At 32.8% G+C, this 18,177-nt stretch carries 14 protein-coding genes and 2 pseudogenes; 14 read left to right on the top strand and 2 right to left on the bottom strand.

Going from position 1 to position 18,177, the window contains the following annotated elements; translation table 11 throughout:
• The first annotated feature begins 100 nt into the window (after positions 1–100).
• The 9 genes and pseudogenes from ML436_13440 to ML436_13400 all read left to right on the top strand — a co-directional run bounded on the left by ML436_13440 (position 101) and on the right by ML436_13400 (position 11,354).
• Positions 101–550 (top strand): arginine repressor, encoded by a 450-nt coding sequence (locus tag ML436_13440; GenBank protein UMT78105.1) that lies wholly within the window; start codon positions 101–103, stop codon positions 548–550.
• Positions 551–897: 347 nt separating this feature from the next.
• Complete coding sequence (gene arcA / locus ML436_13435) at positions 898–2,133, top strand: arginine deiminase (GenBank protein ID UMT78104.1); 1,236 nt, start codon at positions 898–900, stop codon at positions 2,131–2,133.
• A gap of 29 nt (positions 2,134–2,162) precedes the next feature.
• Positions 2,163–3,173 (top strand): ornithine carbamoyltransferase, encoded by a 1,011-nt coding sequence (gene argF / locus ML436_13430; GenBank protein UMT78103.1) that lies wholly within the window; start codon positions 2,163–2,165, stop codon positions 3,171–3,173.
• 96 nt (positions 3,174–3,269) lie between these two features.
• Entirely contained in the window at positions 3,270–4,700 is a 1,431-nt protein-coding gene (gene arcD, locus ML436_13425; GenBank protein ID UMT78102.1) for an arginine-ornithine antiporter, read from the top strand.
• A gap of 15 nt (positions 4,701–4,715) precedes the next feature.
• Positions 4,716–5,657, top strand: coding sequence for a carbamate kinase (arcC, locus tag ML436_13420; protein ID UMT78101.1), 942 nt, complete (start codon positions 4,716–4,718; stop codon positions 5,655–5,657).
• A 102-nt stretch (positions 5,658–5,759) separates the two neighbouring features.
• Positions 5,760–6,464: a Crp/Fnr family transcriptional regulator gene (locus tag ML436_13415; protein UMT78100.1), complete on the top strand. Its 705-nt coding sequence runs from the start codon at positions 5,760–5,762 to the stop codon at positions 6,462–6,464.
• A 352-nt stretch (positions 6,465–6,816) separates the two neighbouring features.
• A pseudogene (gene clfB / locus ML436_13410) lies at positions 6,817–9,778 on the top strand (MSCRAMM family adhesin clumping factor ClfB).
• Positions 9,779–9,893: 115 nt separating this feature from the next.
• Positions 9,894–10,655 carry an esterase family protein gene (locus ML436_13405; GenBank protein UMT78099.1) on the top strand — a complete coding sequence of 254 codons (762 nt, stop codon included), beginning with the start codon at positions 9,894–9,896 and terminating at the stop codon, positions 10,653–10,655.
• Between the two features lie 243 nt (positions 10,656–10,898).
• A complete protein-coding gene (locus ML436_13400) occupies positions 10,899–11,354 on the top strand; it encodes a MarR family winged helix-turn-helix transcriptional regulator (protein ID UMT78098.1) in 456 nt (151 codons plus the stop codon).
• 103 nt (positions 11,355–11,457) lie between these two features.
• Here ML436_13400 and ML436_13395 read toward each other — a convergent pair.
• A pseudogene (locus tag ML436_13395) lies at positions 11,458–11,568 on the bottom strand (hypothetical protein).
• A gap of 69 nt (positions 11,569–11,637) precedes the next feature.
• Positions 11,638–13,062 (bottom strand): alkaline phosphatase, encoded by a 1,425-nt coding sequence (locus tag ML436_13390; GenBank protein UMT78097.1) that lies wholly within the window; start codon positions 13,060–13,062, stop codon positions 11,638–11,640.
• A gap of 196 nt (positions 13,063–13,258) precedes the next feature.
• Between ML436_13390 and ML436_13385 the strand changes: the two genes are divergently transcribed.
• The 5 genes from ML436_13385 (at position 13,259) to ML436_13365 (ending at position 17,911) form a co-directional block, all read left to right on the top strand.
• Complete coding sequence (locus tag ML436_13385; protein UMT78096.1) at positions 13,259–13,450, top strand: hypothetical protein; 192 nt, start codon at positions 13,259–13,261, stop codon at positions 13,448–13,450.
• Between the two features lie 35 nt (positions 13,451–13,485).
• A complete protein-coding gene (locus ML436_13380) occupies positions 13,486–14,151 on the top strand; it encodes a response regulator transcription factor (GenBank protein ID UMT78095.1) in 666 nt (221 codons plus the stop codon).
• Between the two features lie 10 nt (positions 14,152–14,161).
• Positions 14,162–15,049, top strand: coding sequence for a sensor histidine kinase (locus ML436_13375; protein ID UMT78094.1), 888 nt, complete (start codon positions 14,162–14,164; stop codon positions 15,047–15,049).
• 106 nt (positions 15,050–15,155) lie between these two features.
• Positions 15,156–15,911: an ABC transporter ATP-binding protein gene (locus tag ML436_13370; protein ID UMT78093.1), complete on the top strand. Its 756-nt coding sequence runs from the start codon at positions 15,156–15,158 to the stop codon at positions 15,909–15,911.
• A complete protein-coding gene (locus ML436_13365; protein ID UMT78092.1) occupies positions 15,908–17,911 on the top strand; it encodes an ABC transporter permease in 2,004 nt (667 codons plus the stop codon). The genes ML436_13370 and ML436_13365 overlap by 4 nt, the downstream gene beginning before the upstream one ends.
• The last annotated feature ends 266 nt before the right edge of the window (positions 17,912–18,177 follow it).

Raw genomic sequence — 18,177 nt, 5'->3', positions numbered from 1 at the left:
TTTTATTATCTTTTGCAAAATAAAGTGTTAAATTATAAATGAAACATACATAAATTTATTTAATAATACAAGAAACTTAACTACAAAAGGAGTTTACAAAATGAAGAAAAGTAAACGATTAGAATTAGTTTCTACAATAGTTAAAAAGCATAACATTTATAAAAAAGAACAAATTATATCATATATTGAATCGTATTTTGGCGTGAGATACAGTGCTACAACAATTGCTAAAGACTTAAAGGAACTAAATATATATCGCATACCGATTGATTGTGAAACATGGGTTTATAAAGCAATTAATAATCAAACCGAACGTGAGATGAAAGAAAAGTTTAAACACTATTGTGAACATGAGGTTCTTAGCGCAATCATCAATGGATCATACATTATCGTCAAAACATCCCCAGGTTTTGCACAAGGCATTAACTATTTTATCGATCAATTAAATATTGAAGAGATACTAGGGACAGTTAGTGGAAATGATACAACTTTGATATTAACGTCATCAAATGAGATGGCCAAGTATGTATATGCAAAGTTATTTGGATAAACATTTTCAATTGAAACAAAATATATTCACAACATATTGTGCGTATACAAGTTGATTACTAAATTTTAACTTGTGTACGCATGTTTTTTGTAAAGAGAAAAAATTCATAGACATTCATTTGACTGTATAAAAAACTTTATATCACATACTTTCTAGGCTTATTTTGAATAAAAAATGTATATTAAAGGCTAAAATCACTTTATTTATGCATAAAAATCCATTATTATGTATTGTATAACAAAAAGACATGAAATTTTCGACTTTCCTTATGTGAATATAATCACATGAAAGCGCTTGAAAATTGTCTATACTCTAGTTGAATTCAAAGTCAAAAGGAGGAAATAGACATGACAAATGGACCAATTAAAGTAAATAGCGAAATTGGAACTTTAAAGACTGTGTTGCTTAAACGTCCTGGCAAAGAATTAGAAAATCTTGTACCTGATTATTTAGATGGATTATTATTCGATGATATTCCTTATTTAGAAGTTGCTCAAAAAGAGCATGATCATTTTGCAGAGGTACTTAGAGATGAAGGTGTAGAAGTACTTTATCTTGAAAAGTTAGCGGCTGAAAGTATTGAAGACGCTCAAGTTAGAAGTCAGTTTATTGACGATGTATTAGCAGAGTCTAAAAAAACAATTTTAGGCCACGAAGAAGAAATTAAAGCTTTGTTTGCGACACTCTCAAATCAAGAACTCGTAGATAAAATTATGGCTGGTGTTCGTAAAGAAGAAATTGATCCTAAGTGTACACATCTTGTTGAATATATGGATGATAAATATCCATTTTATTTAGATCCAATGCCGAATCTATATTTCACACGAGATCCACAAGCGTCAATAGGACATGGTATTACAATCAACCGGATGTTTTGGAGAGCACGACGACGAGAATCTATATTTATTCAATATATTGTAAAGCATCATCCTAGATTTAAGGATGCAAATATTCCGGTTTGGTTAGATAGAGATTGCCCATTCAATATTGAAGGTGGCGATGAACTTGTCTTATCTAAAGATGTTTTAGCGATTGGTGTCTCAGAACGTACATCTGCGCAAGCAATTGAAAAGTTAGCGCGTCGTATTTTCGAAAATCCAGAAGCGACCTTTAAAAAAGTAGTCGCAATTGAAATTCCTACAAGTCGAACATTTATGCATTTAGACACAGTATTTACGATGATAGATTATGACAAATTTACAATGCACTCAGCCATTTTAAAGGCAGAAGGCAACATGAATATATTTATTATTGAATATGATGAAGGCAATCAAGACATTATTATCAAACAATCTAGTCACTTAAAAGAAACATTAGAAGAAGTTCTTGGCATAGATAATATTCAATTCATTCCAACCGGAAATGGAGATGTTATTGATGGCGCAAGAGAACAGTGGAATGACGGATCAAACACTTTATGTATTAGACCAGGTGTTGTAGTGACTTACGATAGAAATTATGTATCAAATGATTTATTAAGACAAAAAGGTATAAAAGTCATTGAAATATCTGGTAGTGAATTGGTACGTGGACGAGGCGGCCCAAGATGTATGAGTCAACCATTATACAGAGAAGATATTTAACTTAAATAATAGAAGCGAGGGTGAAAATAATGACAGAAATTCAAAAACCATATGATTTAAAAGGCAGATCATTATTAAAAGAAAGTGATTATACGAAAGCTGAATTTGAAGGCTTGATTGATTTCGCGATTACATTAAAAGACTATAAGAAAAAAGGTATTAAGCACCATTATCTTGCTGGCAAAAATATTGCATTATTATTTGAAAAAAATTCTACTCGTACACGTGCCGCATTTACAGTAGCATCTATTGATTTAGGTGCGCATCCAGAATTTTTAGGAAAAAATGATATTCAGTTAGGTAAAAAAGAATCTGTAGAAGATACTGCGAAAGTATTAGGAAGAATGTTCGATGGTATTGAGTTCCGTGGTTTTTCACAACAAGCCGTGGAAGATTTAGCAAAATTTTCAGGCGTACCAGTTTGGAATGGCTTAACAGATGATTGGCATCCAACACAAATGTTAGCTGATTTTATGACAGTTAAAGAAAACTTCGGCTACTTAGAAGGTATTAACTTAACATATGTTGGTGACGGCCGTAATAATATTGCGCATTCTTTAATGGTAGCAGGTGCAATGTTAGGCGTTAATGTAAGAATTTGTACACCTCAATCGTTAAATCCTAAAGAAGCATATGTTGAAATTGCAGAAGAAAAAGCGAAGCAATATGGTGGGTCTATTATGATTACAGATAAAATTGCAGAAGCAGTTAAAGATACAGATGTTATTTATACTGATGTATGGGTATCAATGGGTGAAGAAAATGAATTTGAACAACGTATTAACTTATTAAAAGATTATCAAGTGAATCAAGAAATGTTTGATTTAACAGGCAAAGATTCAACAATATTCTTACACTGTTTACCAGCATTTCATGATACAAATACATTATATGGACAAGAAATTTATGAAAAATATGGCTTGACTGAAATGGAAGTTACAGACCAAATCTTTAGAAGTAAACATTCAAAAGTTTTCGATCAAGCTGAAAATAGAATGCATACAATTAAAGCAGTTATGGCAGCAACATTAGGTAGTTAGTTACTTAATGGAAGTATATTGATATGATGTGTCTGTTGATTTAGATATTGTTGATATGAACAGGCGCTTCATATTGATATTAAAGGAGAAATGAATATGAACGAATCAGGAGATAACAAACTTAGTAAGTCTTCTTTGATTGGACTAGTTATAGGATCCATGATTGGTGGCGGTGCTTTTAATATCATGTCTGATATGGGCGGTAAAGCCGGTGGATTAGCTATTATTATTGGTTGGCTCATTACAGCTATCGGTATGATTTCATTAGCGTTCGTATTTCAGAATTTAACAAATGAACGGCCGGAACTGGATGGTGGTATATACAGTTATGCTCAGGCAGGATTTGGAGATTTTGTTGGATTTATAAGTGCTTGGGGATATTGGTTTTCAGCATTTTTAGGAAACGTAGCTTATGCCACACTATTGATGTCATCAGTAGGAAATTTTTTCCCGATATTTAAAGGTGGTAATACGCTACCCAGTATTATCGTGGCATCACTATTACTTTGGGGAGTACATTTCTTAATTTTAAAAGGTGTTGAAACGGCTGCATTTATCAATAGTATTGTTACCGTTGCAAAATTAATTCCTATCTTACTTGTAATCATATGTATGATAATTGCATTTAATTTTGACACTTTTAAGACAGGCTTTTTCGGTATGACAGCAGATGGTGTATTACCGTTTAGTTGGACAAGCACGATGGCCCAAGTCAAAAGTACCATGCTAGTAACAGTTTGGGTCTTTATCGGTATCGAAGGTGCAGTGATTTTTTCTAGTAGAGCTAAAAATAAAAAAGATGTTGGTAGTGCGACAGTTATAGGACTGATATCAGTATTAATCATCTATTTCTTATTAACAGTATTAGCTCAAGGCGTAATCATACAAAATCATATTTCACAGTTAGATTCACCAAGTATGGCACAAGTACTTGCACACATTGTTGGTGACTGGGGATCTACACTTGTAAATATAGGATTAATTATTTCTGTACTCGGTGCATGGTTAGGATGGACATTGCTTGCAGGAGAATTACCTTTTATTGTTGCGAAGGATGGTCTATTCCCAAAATGGTTTGCGAAGGAAAATAAAAACGGTGCTCCAGTAAATGCATTACTTATCACTAATATATTAGTTCAATTGTTTTTAATAAGTATGTTATTTACACAGAGCGCATATCAATTTGCATTTTCACTAGCAACAAGCGCCATTTTATATCCGTATATGTTCAGCGCATTTTATCAAGTTAAATACACATTAGAACATCGACAACAAGCAACTACAAAACAGTGGACGATTGGAATTATAGCTTCTCTTTATGCTATATGGCTTATCTATGCAGCAGGTATTAATTATTTATTATTAACAATGTTGCTTTATATTCCAGCACTTTTAGTCTATTCAATTGTTCAAAAGAATAATCAGACACGTTTGATTAAATCAGATTATATCTTTTTTGTGGTTATTATCGTACTGGCAGTTGTCGGATTGATTAAATTAATGATGGGAATGATCAATGTTTTCTAAAAGGAGAGACATAGTATGAAAGAAAAAATTGTCATTGCATTAGGTGGTAATGCGATTCAAACTAAAGAAGCAACTGCGGAGGCTCAACAAACAGCTATTAGATGTGCGATGCAAAACCTTAAACCTTTATTTGATTCACCAGCGCGTATTGTCATTTCACATGGTAATGGACCACAAATTGGAAGTTTATTGATTCAACAAGCTAATTCCAATAGTGATACGACACCAGCAATGCCATTGGATACTTGTGGTGCAATGTCACAGGGTATGATAGGCTATTGGTTGGAAACTGAAATCAATCGCATTTTAACTGAAATGAATAGTGATAGAGCGGTTGGGACGATTGTCACTCGTGTAGAAGTAGATAAAGATGATCCACGATTTGATAATCCAACAAAGCCGATTGGCCCATTCTATACTAAGAATGAAGTTGAAGTATTACAAAAAGAACAACCTGAGTCAGTCTATAAAGAAGATGCAGGTCGTGGTTATAGAAAAGTGGTGGCGTCACCATTACCTCAATCTATACTAGAACACCAGTTAATTCGAACTTTAGCAGACGGTAAAGATATCGTCATTGCATGCGGTGGTGGCGGTATTCCAGTTATAAAAAAAGAAAATACCTATGAAGGTGTTGAAGCGGTAATAGATAAAGATTTTGCTAGTGAGAAATTAGCAACGCTGATTGAAGCAGATACTTTAATGATACTTACAAATGTAGAAAATGTGTTTATTAACTTTAATGAACCAAACCAACAACAAATCGATGATATTGATATAGCAACTTTGAAAAATTACGCGGCACAGGGCAAATTTGCAGAAGGCTCAATGTTACCTAAAATTGAAGCGGCAATACGATTTGTTGAAAGTGGAACTAATAAAAAAGTTATTATTACAAATTTAGAACAAGCATATAATGCTTTAATAGGTAATAAAGGTACACACATTCACATGTAGCCCTTTAATAATCACACGATAAAACAATAAATATGTTTCTCCAGTGATTCAAATGAAAAAGTTGTCTGCTGGCACTTTGCAAGGTTTGAAGGAGTTTAACTTATGACAGAAAACTTTATTTTGGATAGGAATAATAAATTAGAACATGAACTAAAGTCATTAGCAGATTATATTAATATCCCATATAGTATATTACAACCATATCAAAGTGAATGTTTTGTCAGACATTATTCAAAAGGCCAAGTTATTTATTTTTCGCCACAAGAAAGTAGCAATATTTATTTTTTAATTGAAGGTAACATAATTAGAGAACATTATAATCAAAATGGCGATGTATATCGCTACTTTAATAAGGAACAAGTATTATTTCCTATTAGCAATTTATTTCATTCAAAAGATGTTAATGAACTGTGTACAGCGCTAACAGATTGCACGGTTCTCGGTTTGCCGCGAGATTTAATGGCCTTTTTATGTAAATCTAATGATGATATATTTTTGACTCTTTTTGCATTAATGACAGATAATGAGCAACAACATATGAATTATAATATGGCTGTAACAAGTAAGTTTGCAAAAGATAGAATTATTAAATTGTTATGCCATATATGTCAAACAGTCGGTTATGATCAAGATGAATTTTATGAAATCAAACAATTTTTAACAATTCAATTAATGAGTGATATGGCTGGTATTTCTCGAGAAACAGCTGGTCATATTATTCACGAGTTGAAAGATGAAAAGCTTGTGGTAAAAGATCATAAAAATTGGCTAATTAGCAAACATTTATTTAATGACGTATGTGCTTAATATACATTGTGAAATGAATAAGTTGAACAGGAGGAGGTCTAACGTGAAATGACACGTTAGGCCTTTTTTACTAGCCTGATGAATAATTTAATATGTTAGTAAAATTTTATTGTTAAAATTACAGTAACATTTTAGGTTATGAAAAATTTATAACTTCTAAGATTTTAAAAAGTAAAACATTTGTAATAGTGTAAAAATAGCATATTTATTTTTGGTAATTAACAGAAAATTTTAAGTTATATAAATAGGAAGAAAACAAATTTTGCGTAATTTTTTTCGAAAAGCAATTGATATAATTCTTATTTCATTATACAATTTAGTCTAATCTAGAAAATGAAATGGAGTAATGTTTTTGAAAAAGAGAATTAATTATTTGTCGAATAAGCAGAATAAGTATTTCGATTAGACGTTTTACAGTAGGTACAACATCAGTAATAGTAGGTGCAACCATACTATTTGGGATAGGCAATCATCAAGCGCAAGCATCAGAAAAATCGAATGATACAACACAATCATCGACAAATAATGCAAGTGCAGATTCCGAAAAAAACAAAATGTTAGAAACACCTCAATCCATAACAACGACTAATAATACAGCTGATATTAATACAAATACAGACAGTGCCTTGGTAGATAGCATAACACGATCGACATCTACACAAACAAGTAATACAACTACAACAGAGCAATCTTCAACGAATAACACAATGCCATCAAGTGATAATCAAACTTCATCAGTAAAAAGTGATTCACCTCAAACAACGGCTATTCAAGATCAAGCGACAGATGTAAAACCGCAAGATCAAACTGTTCCTCAAGAAGTAAATTCTAAAGTAGACAACAAATCAACGAGCGATGCAAATAGCGCATTAACAAACAGCGAACTTAAAAGTCCTCAAATACTTGATTTACCACAATCATCACCACAAACTAGTGTTAATAGTAATCAATCGATTTCCAATACACAAGAATCTAGCAAACCAAGCGTTAGACCAAGAGCATTGCGTAGCTTAGCTGTTGCTGAACCGGTAGTAAATGCTGCAGATAACAAAGGTACAAATGTGAATGATAAAGTTACGGCAAGTGATTTTAAATTAGAAAAGACTACATTTGATCCTAACCAAAGTGGTAACACATTTATGGCAGCAAACTTTAAAGTGACAGGGCAAGTGAAATCTGGGGATTACTTTACAGCGAAGTTACCAGATAGTTTAACTGGTAATGGTGATGTGGATTATTCTAATTCAAATAATACAATGCCAATTGCAGATATTAAAAGTACGAATGGTGATGTTGTAGCGAAAGCGACTTATGATATTTTGACTAAAACATATACATTTGTCTTTACAGACTATGTAAATGACAAAGAAAATATTAACGGACAATTTTCATTACCTTTATTTACAGATAGAGCAAAGGCACCTAAATCAGGAACATATGATGCAAATATTAATATTGCAGATGAAATGTTTAACAATAAAATTACTTATAATTATAGTTCACCAATTGCTGGTATTGATAAGCCAAATGGCGCAAATATATCTTCTCAAATTATTGGTGTAGATACAGCTTCAGGTCAAAACACATACAAGCAAACTGTATTTGTTAACCCTAAGCAACGAGTTTTAGGTAATACGTGGGTGTATATTAAAGGTTATCAAGATAAAATTGAAGAAAGTAGCGGTAAAGTAAGTGCTACAGATACGAAACTGAGAATATTTGAAGTAAAAGATACATCAAAATTATCAGATAGCTACTATGCAGACCCAAATGATTCGAATCTTAAAGAAGTAACTGATCAATTTAAAAATAGAATCTATTATGAGCATCCAAATGTAGCTAGTATTAAATTTGGTGATATTACTAAAACATATGTAGTATTAGTAGAAGGGCATTACGACAATACAGGTAAAAACTTAAAAACTCAGGTTATTCAAGAAAATGTTGATCCTGTAACAGGTAGAGACTACAGTATTTTCGGTTGGAATAATGAGAATGTTGTGCGTTATGGTGGCGGAAGTGCAGATGGTGATTCAGCAGTAAATCCAGTTGATCCAACACCGGGACCGCCTGTTGATCCAGAACCAAGCCCAGATCCAGAACCAACACCGGATCCAGAACCGAGTCCAGACCCAGAGCCGGAACCAACACCGGATCCAGAACCAAGTCCAGACCCAGAACCGGAACCAACGCCGGACCCAGAACCAAGTCCAGATCCAGGAAGCGATAGTGATTCAGACTCAGATAGCGAGTCAGATTCAGATAGCAACTCAGACTCAGATAGTGATTCGGACTCAGACAGCGACTCAGAATCAGATAGTGATTCAGATTCAGACAGTGATTCAGGATCAGATAGTGACTCAGATTCAGACAGCGACTCAGAATCAGATAGTGATTCAGAATCAGACAGTGATTCAGAATCAGACAGTGATTCAGAATCAGACAGCGACTCAGATTCAGATAGCGATTCAGAATCAGATAGTGATTCAGAATCAGATAGCGACTCCGATTCAGATAGTGATTCAGACTCAGACAGCGATTCCGATTCAGATAGTGACTCAGAATCAGATAGTGATTCAGAATCAGATAGTGATTCAGATTCAGACAGTGACTCAGAATCGGATAGTGATTCAGACTCAGATAGTGACTCCGATTCAGATAGCGATTCAGAATCAGATAGTGATTCTGAATCAGATAGCGACTCCGACTCAGATAGTGATTCTGACTCAGATAGCGACTCAGATTCAGACAGCGACTCCGAATCAGATAGTGACTCAGACTCAGACAGCGATTCAGAATCAGACAGTGACTCAGATTCAGATAGTGACTCAGACTCAGACAGCGATTCAGAATCAGACAGTGACTCAGACTCAGATAGTGATTCAGACTCAGATAGTGATTCAGATTCAGGCAGTAACTCAGACTCGGACAGCGACTCAGACTCGGATAGCGACTCAGACAGTGATTCAAACTCGGATAGCGACTCAGACTCAGACAGTGATTCAAACTCGGATAGCGACTCAGAATCAGACAGTGACTCAGACTCAGATAGCGACTCAGATTCAGACAGTGATTCGGACTCAGACAGTGATTCAGATTCAGATAGTGACTCAGATTCAAAAGTCACACCACCAAATTCTAAAGACACGACAAATGATTCTAAAAAGGTACCAAAGCAACATAAAGCTAATGCTTTACCAGATACTGGAAGAGATGAAACCGAAAGCCAAACCTTATTTGGTGCAATAATTGCAATATTAGGTTCAGTATTATTATTTAGAAGACGTAAACAAGATAATAAAGATAAAGCATAATTAATATTTCAAGCCGGGCACAATGTGTGCCTGGTTTTTTGCATGGAAATATTTTAAAGTGAATAATTTAGGCGTAAAATGTTGGTAAAGTAGAATTAGAAAGGGGTCATCATATATGGCTTATATTTCATTAAACTATCATTCACCGACAATAGGTATGCATCAAAATTTAACGGTCATTTTACCGGAAGATCAAAGTTTCTTCAAAAACGATGTAACAGCACAACCATTAAAAACGTTAATGTTATTACATGGATTATCAAGTGACGAAACTACATATATGAGATATACAAGTATAGAGAGATATGCGAATGAACATAAATTAGCAGTGATTATGCCCAATGTGGATCATAGTGCTTATGCTAATATGGCATACGGCCATAGTTATTATGATTATATTTTGGAAGTATATGATTATGTTCATCAGATATTTCCACTTTCCAAAAAACGTGAAGATAATTTCATAGCAGGACATTCAATGGGAGGATATGGCACGATTAAATTTGCATTAACACAAGGGGATAAATTTTCCAAAGCTGTTCCATTATCTGCTGTATTTGAAGCACAACATTTAATGGATTTAGAATGGAATGATTTTTCAAAAGAGGCTATTATTGGCAATCTTTCAAGTGTTAAAGGGACTGAACATGATCCGTATTACTTGTTAGATAAAGCTGTAGCTGAAGATAAACCAATTCCTGAATTGCTCATTATGTGTGGTAAAGAAGACTTTCTCTATAAAGATAATTTGGACTTTATCAATTATTTATTAGCTAAAAATGTTCCATATCAATTTGAAGATGGACCGGGAGATCATGATTATGCATATTGGGACCAAGCAATTAAGCGCGCTATAACATGGATGATGAATAATTAATTATTTCCTAGAAAATAATGTGGATGCATTAAATAAACGGGGTAAGTGATAGAAATAATTTAAGTTCACCTAACACTACTGAATGTTTAAATTAATTATGCTGACATGATAGATGCAAATTGCTTGTACTCAAAAATGTTTCTCGTGAAACTTAGATTTAGCTTATAGTTTTATCGTCATTTGTATGACTTACATTATAAATTTTATTATAATGAGGTTAACGCTTTGAAAGGAGTAATCATCATGTCGACCAATAAAAACGATTATGAGCATATGTTGTTTTATTTTGCGTATAAGACTTTTATCACTACCGCTGATGAAATCATAGAGAAATATGGTATGAGCCGTCAGCATCATCGTTTTTTGTTTTTTATAAATAAATTACCTGGTATTACTATTAAATCATTACTAGAAATATTAGAGATTTCTAAACAAGGATCACATGCAACACTTCAAAAATTAAAAGAGCAAGGTCTCATTGTTGAAAAAGTTTTAGAGACAGATAGACGTGTCAAAAAATTATATTCGACAAGTAAAGGCGATCAACTTATTGCTGAATTAAACAAGGCGCAAGATGAATTATTGCAAAATATATATCAACAAGTCGGTTCGGATTGGTATGATGTGATGGAAGCATTGGCTAAAGGAAGACCAGGCTTTGATTTTATTAAGCATTTAAAAGATGAAAAAGACAGCTAGCATCAGAAAATGTTGAAAATCTTCGCATTCTTAAATTTAAAAAATATGTCAAAAAGTGTATAATAAAAGCATATAATTTAATTGAACTCAGTTTTAACACATCTCAGAAAGGAGTTTGAATGATGAAAAAATTAGCAGTTATCTTAACATTAGTTGGCGGTTTATACTATGCATTTAAAAAATACCAAGAACGTGTTAACCAAGCACCTAACATTGAGTACTAAAATTAACCATAAAAAATACCCGATCAGAACTTTATAGTGATCGGGTATTTTTTTACGTTTTATTTGAATATATCAAAAATTATTTTTGCACTTTCTGTATTTTCGATATTACCACTAAAAGCATCTGACTTAGGTCCGTATGCATAAGTGTTTACATCTTCACCAGTGTGCCCATCAGAAGTCCATCCTGTATAAGATTTATCATTTATAGATTTCTGAATGGCGTGTTGTAGGATTTTTGTCTGCTTTTCAATTTCTGCAGACTGTTCATCTTTTCCTCTTTTAAGTAATTTTTGTAGTTTTTTATTATCTTTTTTTATTTGCTTCATGTCATCATTTGAAAGAGCAAATCCATAGCCATCGCTTATTACTTTCTCAGGGTCTTCACCTTTAACCATTTGTTCTGTCATATATGAACCTGAGTGTTTCATTGACTTAATTGCTTGAGGATTCCACTCGTAACCTTTGTCTTTACCTATTGTTAAGCCGCCAGTTGAATGATCTGCTGTAGCAACGACAAGTGTATCTTTATGTTTTTTAGCATATTGGATGGCGTCATCAAATGTTTTTTCAAAACCTTCCATTTCAGACATTACGCCTGTAATATCGTTAACATGTGCTGATTTATCTATAGAAGCACCTTCAACCATTAAAAAGAATCCTTTTTTATTTTGTTCTAACTTACTTAGTGCACTTTGTTGCATATCAGCTAGTGTCGGCTCTTTTTTAGATGCATCAATTGCAAGTGGCATATTTTTATCGGCAAATAATCCAAGCACTTTTTCGCTTTTAGACTTCGATAATTCCTTGCTGTTTCTGACAAGATCGTAGCCATCTTTTTTAAATTTTTTATCTAAGTTGCCATTAGATTTACCAAAGTATTTAGCACCGCCACCTAACAACACATCAACTTTATGCTTTCCGTTGATTTTATCTTTATAAAATTGTTGTGCAATTTCATTTTTATCATCTCTAGAAGTAACGTGTGCAGCATACGCAGCTGGTGTTGCATCTGTAATTTCAGCAGTTGAGACAAGGCCAGTTGACTTTCCTTTTTCTTTTGCGCGTTCAAGTACTGTTTTCACTTTTTGTTTGTTACTGTCAACACCAATAGCGCCATTATATGTTTTATGTCCGGAACTAAAAGCGGTTGCACCGGCTGCAGAATCCGTAATATTTTGTTTAGGGTCATTTGAATATGTACGATTTGTACCTTTTAAATATGCATCAAAGGCAGTAGTATTCATCTCTTTTGCATGTGGATCGTTTTTATAATATCGATAAGCAGTGTTAAATGACGGTCCCATACCATCACCAACTAAAAAGATAACATTTTTAGGATTTTTTGTATTACCAACTGCAAAACTATCATCTTTTGCTTCTTTTTCAGATTGTGCAATTGCAGGTGTGACAGTACTGAAAACGGTTGATACAATCATAAGGTTAGCAATTGCAAATTTTGCGACTTTATTAATAGATAGCATAAAACATCCTCCTGAGTATAAGTCTATATCATCAGTTTAAAAGAGGAATTTTGATTATTTGTGTTTTTTAAGTAAAAAATATGTAAATAGAGAGTTATAGAACACTTTAAAATGAATATATATGACATTGTTGATTATAAAGCGTTAAAATAGAAGCATATGTAATATTGAATTAATTGAAAATTGAGGTGGAAAGATGATACTAGTAATGTTATCTCCGTTATTAATCATATTCTTTATTGTGATGTCCATTTTAGAAGAACGTCGCCGTTCAAAGAAAAAACAACTTGAAAAAGAACAAGCGAATGCACAAAGTCACGACATAAATGATACGGAACATATAGATAAACATGAGTCATTACAGCACTCACAAGATAAAAATGAATAACAACGGATAATTCAATTAAAGGAAGAAGATTACAGATGAAAATACTAATTGTTGAAGATGATTTTGTTATAGCAGAAAGTTTAGCATCTGAATTAAAAAAATGGAATTATGATGTGGTTGTGGCAGAACAATTTGATAATATAACAGCCATTTTTAACAATCACCAACCACAACTTGTGCTGTTAGATATCAATTTACCTACTTTAAATGGTTTTCATTGGTGCCAAGAAATACGCAAAACATCAAATGTACCTATCATGTTTATTAGTTCGCGTATTGATAACATGGATCAAATTATGGCTATACAAATGGGTGGCGATGACTTTATTGAAAAACCATTCAATTTGTCATTAACTATTGCTAAAATTCAAGCACTTTTAAGACGTACTTATGACCTAACAGTAGTCAATGATACGCTGATAGTCAAAGGGTGTACGCTAATATTAGATGAAGCTAAGGTTGCTTATCAAGGGGAGAGTATACAGCTGTCTTTGACGGAATTACAGATTTTAAAATTGTTGTTCCAAAACGAAGACAAGTATGTGAGCCGAACAGCTTTAATTGAAAAATGCTGGGAGTCTGAGAACTTCATAGATGCTAATACATTAGCAGTAAATATGACACGTCTACGTAAAAAATTAAGCACTGTAGGCCTCAATGATTTTATCACTACCAAGAAAAATGTTGGATATAAAGTATAGGGTGAATATGATGACATTTATTAAAAAAATTGCTCAGGAAATAGGTATAGTTATTGTTATTATCGCTTTGTTTGGCTTGATGTTTTATCTATATCGATTGCCACTAGAAGCCTTTTTACTGGCGCTTGCAATCGTTTCATTGTTGTTACTTATTTACATAGGGATTAAGTACTTAAGCTTTGTTAAGACTATAAGTCAACAGCAACAAATTGAAAACTTAGAAACAGCATTGTATCAACTTAAAAATGATCAACTTGAATATAAAAATGATATAGAAAGTTATTTTTTGACATGGGTACACCAAATGAAAACGCCAATAACTGCGGCACAACTATTACTTGAAAGAGATGAACCAAATGTTGTGAATCGTGTTCGGCAAGAAATTATTCAAATTGACAACTATACAAGCCTAGCATTAAGTTATTTAAAATTATTAAATGAAACATCTGATATATCAGTCACTCAAATATCAATTAACGATTTAATTAGACCAATTATTATGAAATATTCGATTCAGTTTATTGATCAAAAAACAAAAATACATTATGAACCTTGTCATTGCATGGTATTAACTGATGTACGATGGACTTCTTTAATGATAGAACAGCTAATTAATAATGCGTTAAAATATGCTAGAGGTAAAGATATATGGATTGAATATGATGAGCAATCAAAACAATTACATATTAAAGACAATGGTATTGGCATTAGTGAAGCGGACTTGCCAAAAATATTTGATAAAGGTTATTCAGGGTATAATGGGCAACGCCAGAGTAATTCAAGCGGCATCGGTTTATTTATTGTGAAACAAATTTCCAATCATACGAGTCATCCTGTTTCAGTCACATCTAAACAGAATCAAGGTACAACATTTACGATTCAATTTCCAAATGAATAAAACTTTCAATATTGTAAGTATACTAGTAACATTTTTTAGCTATTTTAAATGTTATTAGTATTTTTTTGTTTTAATATAGAACTAACAAAGAAATGAGGTGCATACCATGTTGCTAGAAGTTAAACATGTTAAAAAGGTATATGGTAAAGGTTTAAACGCTACAACAGCACTTAATCAAATGAATTTATCGGTGGAATCGGGCGAATTTGTTGCTATTATGGGCGAATCCGGTTCAGGGAAGTCTACATTACTAAATTTAATAGCTTCTTTTGATGGAGTGACTGAAGGTGACATTATTGTGGATGGCACACATTTGAATAACATGAAAAATAAAAATAGAGCGTTGTATCGACAACAAATGGTTGGTTTTGTATTTCAAGATTTTAATCTATTACCGACGATGACTAATAAGGAAAATATAATGATGCCTTTAATTTTAGCAGGTGCAAAGCGAAAAGAGGTCTCGCAACGTATACAGCAATTGACGGAGCAGTTACATATAAATGACATAATAAATAAGTATCCTTCAGAGAGTTCCGGTGGTCAAAAGCAACGCATTGCTATAGCACGTGCACTAGTAACAAATCCAACAATATTATTAGCGGATGAACCGACGGGGGCTTTAGATTCAAGAACTTCCAAAGAACTGATGAAATTATTTCAAGATATCAACAAACAGAAACAAACGATATTAATGGTGACACATTCTAATATAGATGCGTCTTATGCAGCACGTGTTATTTTTATAAAAGATGGACGTTTATATCATGAAATTTATCGCGGTGAAGAAAATCAATTAACATTTCAACAACGCATAGCAGATAGCCTATCACTTGTGAATGGAAGAAGTGGAAATATATGAAAATAAGATTGCTATGGCATATTGTTCGTCGTCAGTTTGTCACACAGAGACTCGTTATAATCCCCTTCATCTTAGCTGTCAGTGTACTATTTATGATTGAGTATACACTTGTTTCAATTGGATTGAATCGTTACGTTCAGCAGAAAAATGATTTGTTTGTGCCGTTTATTATTATAGCGAATATATTTATGGCGCTTCTAACATTAATTTTTATTTTATATGCAAATCATTTTATGATGTCGCAGAGAAGAAAAGAATTTAGCATATTTATGACATTGGGCATGACTAAAAATGGTATGCGCTTAATGATAGTTATGGAAACAATGGTCCAATTCATTATCATCTCAGTAATTAGCATTGTCGGTGGTTACTTGCTTGGGGCCGTTTTTTTCTTGTTTATACAGAAAATAATGGGCAGTCCAAGCGCAACATTAAAAGATTATCCATTTGATGCATCAGCCATGTTAATTACCTTGATTATTATTGCAGTAGTGATGTGTATGTTATTAATATTTAACCTTTTTAGTGTTAATTTTCAAAAGCCGATTACATATCAACATCGCTCCGATTCGAGTAGTGGCATATCGCGATGGTTGCGCTATTTTTTAATCATCATCGGTATTGCAGCGTTGTACCTAGGTTATTTTATTGCACTACAGGAAGATACGACATTTGGTGCATTTTTTAAAATATGGATTGTGATTGGATTAGTGATTGTCGGGACTTACGCATTTTTTATTGGTATGAGTGAGATAATTATTAGTTTATTGCAACATTTGCCAAACATATATTATCATCCTCGTTACTTTTTTGTTGTCACTGGTATGCGAGTCCGTTTGAAAATGAACGCAATAAGTCTTGCTACCATAACATTACTATGTACATTTTTAATAGTAACGTTAACGATGAGTGTAACTACTTATCGTGATATGGATCATGCAATTACCAAATTATTTACGAATGATTATGATATTACGTATACGGGGCAATCAAAAGAATCATCCGAACAGCAACAAACCATTGAAAATATCCAACGAGATTTGCGACAAGTTGCCGATGCTCGAGATTTTAAAGTTTATCAAATGGTATTATTTAGAGCCACTCTGGAAAAGAAGAATGCCCATTATAACTTAAAACAAGCTAATGATGATATGCCAATAGATTTTATTGGAAATGAAGGAGCGATATTTTCAAGACAATCAGTTATGATTACTGTACTGACAGAAGAAGACTATAATCGTTATCAAAAAAGTAAAGTAAATTTAGATAAAGAAAGCGTAGGAATGATTACCGATGTCCCGATTTTTAAAAGGCAGTCTAAGGTAGGTCTAAATAATCAATGGTATAAAGTAAAGCAGTTGAACGCACATAAGTTTAACTTAATAATGATTCAAGATAGTATGATACTTATTGTAAAAGACAAAAAACAACTTTCAAAAGTAAAAGAGTATTACGCACCAGAACAGAAGAAATTAACAACATCCATTAACTTTAATACACCTAGCGATAAAAGATTGACGACAGATCAAGCTAAAATGATTTCCAAAAAGTATAGCGTTTCAATAAATTCAAAATCTGAAATGTTAGGTGTTTGGCATCGTTTAACAGGTGGTTTGATTTTTGTAGGTGGGGTAGTATCATTTGTACTGACTATAGGAATATTTTTAATGATGTATTATAAGCAAATTTCAGAAGGTTATGCTAATCAACATAATTATGGCATTATGGAGCAAGTTGGATTAGACAATGACAAAATAGAAAAGATAACTCGAACACAAATGTTTTGGCTATTTTCAATACCTATAGTTGTTGCATTGATTCATACATTGGTAGCAAGAAAAATTATATACACTATATTAAATATGATTGGAATAAACAACTATCAAGTGTTTGTTACGAGTTATATCATCATCGTACTAATTACTTTAATAATATATATAATTATGTACAAAATAACATCGAATGTTTATTCGAAGGTCATACATCAACAACGTAAATAATAAGCAATAATGTACTAAGTAGTAAATGTAAATAGAAAACATGTGCAGTATATATGATAAAACGTATATATCAATTTTAAACCGGTAGGCCGAAATGGCTTATCGGTTTTCTGGATTTAGAACATATTTTTGAAATATCAAAAAAATATAGCTTGTTTATATAAAATGATTTAAAATGTTTTATGGCAACATATTTTATACAACACATAAAATGTGTGAATCACAACATGAATCATTAAATATGTTGTTATAAACACAGACGCGAT

This window comes from Staphylococcus roterodami (assembly GCA_022493055.1).
Lineage (GTDB): Bacteria > Bacillota > Bacilli > Staphylococcales > Staphylococcaceae > Staphylococcus > Staphylococcus singaporensis.
This window is presented reverse-complemented; position numbering and strand designations above follow the sequence as displayed.